We start from the raw sequence: 4,588 nt of genomic DNA, 5'->3' as shown, positions 1-4,588 counted from the left end.
CCCAGAGTAGGGGCTTATGGTGATATCTTGGGCTTGATGAGTTCTCTGACGCTGGTTTTGTCGCTGCATCGTCTTGTTATTTTTCATTTTTTTGAACGCCTGATTGCCGCTGCAGCGCAAATGCCACGTACCAATCGAGGCAGCCTGGATTGGCCATGGCGTCGCGGTTGACTACTTTGTCGATGGGCTGGCCCAGCAGCAGCTTCTTGATCGGCAGTTCCTGCTTTTTGCCCGACAGGGTGCGCGGGATCTCGGGCACCTGAAAGATGTCGTTGGGCACAAAACGCGGCGACAGCGCGGTCTTGATCGCGTTGTTGAGTTTGGCCTTCACCGCCTCGTCGAGGGCCACGCCCTCACGCAGCACGACGAACAGCGGCATGTAGCTGTCACGGCCCAGGTACTCGAGGTCCACCACCATGGAATCGATGACTTCCGGCAAGGCCTCGACCGCGCTGTACAGCTCGCTGGTGCCCATGCGCAGGCCGTGGCGGTTGATCGTGGCGTCAGAGCGGCCGTAGATGATGCAACTGCCGGATGGCGTGACCTTGAGCCAGTCACCGTGCCTCCAGACATTCGGGTACATGTCGAAGTAACTCGACAGGTAACGCTTGTTGCCCTCGTCGCCCCAGAAGTACAGCGGCATGGACGGAATCGGCTGGCTGCAGACCAGCTCGCCGACTTCGCCGATCACCGGTTCACCCGCTTCGTTCCACGCTTCGACCGCGCAGCCCATCAGGCGGCACTGCATTTCGCCTGGCACCTGCGGCAGCTCGCGGTTGCCGCCTATAAATGCCCCCGCAAAGTCAGTGCCCCCAGAGATGTTGCACCACCAGATATCGCCCCCACGCTCCCCCACTGCGTGTGGGTCGCTGCCCCCCGAGGGGGCCGCTGCGCCTGCGGTCTGGCGAAGCCAGTCCCGCGGCCCCGGCTGGGTTGAAGAGCGCCCGCGCGCCGGGAGGTTTCGAAACTGGTCGGTGCCCCAGTTCTGAGCCTCGGCCGACAGCGGCGAGCCGGTGGTGCCCAACGCCCGCACACACGAAAGGTCGCCACAGGCCGACAGATCAATGCCGGCTTTCATGCAGTTCGCAAAAAACGCAGCGCCGGCGCCGAAGAAGGTCACGCCGAGTTGCGCAGCGAAGCGCCACAGCGTGGTCCAGTCGGGTTTGTCTTTGGTGCCGCCCGGGTTGCCGTCGTAGATGCAGCAGGTGGTGCCGTTGAGCAGGCCGCTCATCTGCGCGTTCCACATGACCCAGCCGGTCGAGCTGTACCAGTGGTAGCGCTCGCCCCAGGAGTTGGCGTGGTAGCTGCAGCCCACGTCGTTGTGCAGGGTCTTGAGGGCCAGCGCCACGATGACGGTGCCGCCGTGGCCGTGCACGATGGGTTTGGGCAGGCCCGTGGTGCCGCTGGAGTACACAATCCACAGCGGGTGATCAAACGGCAGCCACATCGGCTCGAAAGCCGCCGTTTCAGCATCATTTTTGGCTGTAGCCGCCGCCAGATCTGCGCATCCAGCTATGGTTTTCATAGCGTCCAGGTTGCCATGCACGATCACGTGCTGCACGCTGGGCAGCGCCGCGCGCAACTCGTCCAGCACGGCGCTGCGGTCGAAGTCGCGCCCGCCGTAACTCACGCCATCACACGCAATCAGCACTTTGGGTTCAATCTGCCGGAAGCGGTCCAGCACCGCGTTGGTGCCCATGTCCGGCGCGCAGATGCTCCAGACCCCGCCTATGCTGACCACCGCCAGGAATGCCACCATGGCCTCGGGAATATTCGGCAGGTAGGCGGCGACACGGTCGCCCGGCTGAACGCCCTGCGCCTTCAGGTGCAACGCCAACGAGGCGACCTGGCGGCGCAGCTCCGGCCAGCTGATCTCGCGCGGGGGCGCACCGGCGGCCAGGCTTTTTTCGTTGTGGCTGATCAGCGCGGCAAAACCGGCGGCGGCGGCTTTGTCCACGTGACGAAACACCTGCTGCGCGTAGTTGAACTGCGCACCCGGAAACCAGGAAGCGCCTGGCATGCGATTGGCCGCCAGCACGGCACTGCGCGGCGTGGGCGACTGCAGGTCGAAGTAATCCCAGATGCTTTGCCAGAAGGCGTCGAGCTCGGTCACTGACCAGCGCCACAACGCGTCGTAAGACTCGAAGCTCAGGCCGCGTGTCTCGCGCAGCCAGGTTTGATACAGCGTGATTTGGGGAATGTGGGGTGCGCTCATGGCCAAAAGGTTACCAGCTCGGCGGGGGGGGCGATTCCTCGACCAGGGCGTTATATTTCCTGCTGCGCCCCCCACGAGATTTTTCCATGAAGCCCGGTAAGCCCGCGATCACCCTCTCCGCCGACAAGCAGGCGTTGAGCTTCTAGAAACTTCGGACCGAACTGCAGGAAAGATTCGAGCAAGCTTGGCAGCTTCGAGGTCAAGAAGTTGCTCGACTGGTATTGTGCCGAGATCGGCGCGTTGTATTACAACCAAGCCATCGCCGACGCACAGAAGACATTGGCCCAGCGGCTGGAGCTGGTCGAGGGCGAGTGGTGGACGCTGGAAAAATGAGCGAAAAAAACCAGACGGAACAGGGTGCCTCGATGAATGTTTTCCCTTCAAGGCTGTGGCATGTCACGGCGGCTCTGCTGCTTTTGACGGTGCCTCTCTCCGGCATGACTCAGGACCGGCCTTATCCCGGCGCTTCGTGGCAAGGTGTAACCGCGCCCGAAGCTTTGGGTTGGTCGCGCGAGAAATTGCAAGTAGCCCGCCAGTACGCGGAGACGATAGATAGCGCCGCGGTCATGCTGATTGTCAATGGCCAGGTGCTGGACGAGTGGGGCCATACCGGCACCCGCTACAACGTGCACTCCATTCGCAAGAGTTTTCTGAGCGGCCTCATTGGTATCGCCGTCGAGGAAGGCCGTATGGCGCTGGGCAGCACACTGGCCCAGCTGGGCATAGACGACAACCCACCTTCTCTCACGGCCATGGAAAAGCAGGCCACGGTTGGCGACCTGATCAAGGCCCGCTCGGGTATCTACCATGCGGCGCTTTATGAAACCCCTGGCATGGCGGCCCGGCGGCCTCAGCGAGGCAGCCATGCCCCGGGCACCTTTTGGTATTACAACAACTGGGACTTCAACGCGCTGGGCACGATTTACGAGCAGAACACCAAGGGCAAAATTTTCGAACAATTCAAGGCGCGGATTGCCGGTCCATTGGGCATGGAAGATTTCCGGCTTTCCGACGGCGAGTATGTGAGCGGCCCCAGTTCAGACCATCGCGCCTATCCCTTTCGCATGACGGCGCGCGACATGGCCCGTTTCGGGTTGCTTTTCCTGCGGGACGGCCGCTGGCGCGGCCAGCAGATCGTTCCGGCGGCCTGGGTCAAGGAAAGCACAAGCGTCTATTCAGACGCCGAGCTGGACGGCGGTTACGGCTACATGTGGTGGGTCGCCAAAGACGGGCGGCATCTGCCTTCGGTGCGTTTGCCCGAGGGCAGCTTCTCCGCCCAAGGCCACGGCGGTCACCTCATCCTGGTGATTCCCCCGCTCGACCTGGTGATCGTGCACCGGGTGGACACCGACCGGCCTGGCAAGCAGGTCAGCGACCCGCAACTCGGCGAGTTGGTGCGGCTGATCCTGGCGGCAAAAAAACAGGATTGATGGGGTGTTTGTTATTTAGCACGATTGTGCTAATATTCATTCATGGATGCCAAAACCCAAAAAAGCGAGATGACCCGCGCAGCAATTGTTGGTGCGGCGCTGGACCTCGCTTCGGCTGATGGCCTGGAGGCCATCACGCTGCAGGCGGTGGCGGACCGGCTTGGCCTGTCCAAAAGCGGCGTGTTTTCGCGCATCGGCTCACGCGAGGCGCTGCAGAAGGCCGTGATCGAGGAGTTCGGCCGGCGTTTCATTGCCGATGTGTTTGTGCCGGCCATGCAACTGCCCAAAGGCCTGCCGCGGCTGGACGCAATCATGCGGCGCTGGATCATCCGCATGCGCGATGTCGAGGTGAAGTCAGGCTGCATCTACACCGCTGGCGCCTTTGAGCTGGACGACCGCGAGGGCGAACTGCGCGACGTGTTGCTGCAGGAAGTCACGCGCTGGCGCGCCGCGCTGCGCCGCACCACACAGCAGGCGGTCGACGCCGGCCACCTCAAGGCAGACACCGATCCCGAACAGTTGGTCAGCGAAGTCAGCGCCCTGGCCATGGGCCTGCTGCACGACGCACGGTTTTTGCGCGACCAGCGCGCCGCCGAGCGGGCACAGGCCACTTGGCAACGGCTGAAAATCAGTTATCAGGCTTGAGGCTCCAGGACCTGGAGAGAAGTGATGCCCCACAAGGGCTTTTTGTTGGTTCAAATTTCGCACAATCGTGCGGAGAAAAGGAAATACCATGTTGCTGTTGATCGTTCCCCTGGCCCTGTTTGTCATCGTGCGCGCGGCGCGCGCCGTCCGTGAGTCGCTGCGTGGTGTGCCCCGCAGCAACCGCGACTGGGTTTGGTACTGAGAGGGGCCCGCCATGACCCGCTCTACTGCTGAAGCCACCGCTGCTTTTTACAACACCAGCCCCGTCACCCGGCTGTTCCGCTGGGGGCTGGGCGCA

General features: G+C 62.6%; 3 protein-coding genes and 1 pseudogene. 3 read left to right on the top strand and 1 reads right to left on the bottom strand.

The features are described 5' to 3' along the window. Positions 1-76 precede the first annotated feature (76 nt). Positions 77-2,215 (bottom strand): acetoacetate--CoA ligase, encoded by a 2,139-nt coding sequence (locus H0W47_RS18365; RefSeq protein WP_296927019.1) that lies wholly within the window; start codon positions 2,213-2,215, stop codon positions 77-79. A 186-nt stretch (positions 2,216-2,401) separates the two neighbouring features. Between H0W47_RS18365 and H0W47_RS18360 the strand changes: the two are divergent. The 3 genes and pseudogenes from H0W47_RS18360 to H0W47_RS18350 form a co-directional block, all read left to right on the top strand. After that, positions 2,402-2,548, top strand: a pseudogene (locus H0W47_RS18360) (DUF2164 family protein); the annotation flags it as partial. Further along, positions 2,545-3,645 carry a serine hydrolase gene (locus tag H0W47_RS18355; protein WP_296927017.1) on the top strand — a complete coding sequence of 367 codons (1,101 nt, stop codon included), beginning with the start codon at positions 2,545-2,547 and terminating at the stop codon, positions 3,643-3,645. The pseudogene H0W47_RS18360 and the gene H0W47_RS18355, both read left to right, overlap by 4 nt. 42 nt (positions 3,646-3,687) lie before the next feature. Further along, entirely contained in the window at positions 3,688-4,290 is a 603-nt protein-coding gene (locus tag H0W47_RS18350; protein WP_296927016.1) for a TetR/AcrR family transcriptional regulator, read from the top strand. Positions 4,291-4,588: the final 298 nt, after the last annotated feature.

This window comes from Polaromonas sp., from assembly GCF_013817205.1.
Taxonomy (GTDB): Bacteria; Pseudomonadota; Gammaproteobacteria; order Burkholderiales; family Burkholderiaceae_C; genus Polaromonas.
Note: the sequence above shows the minus strand (reverse complement) of the source record. Positions and strands in the feature narration are given on the sequence as shown.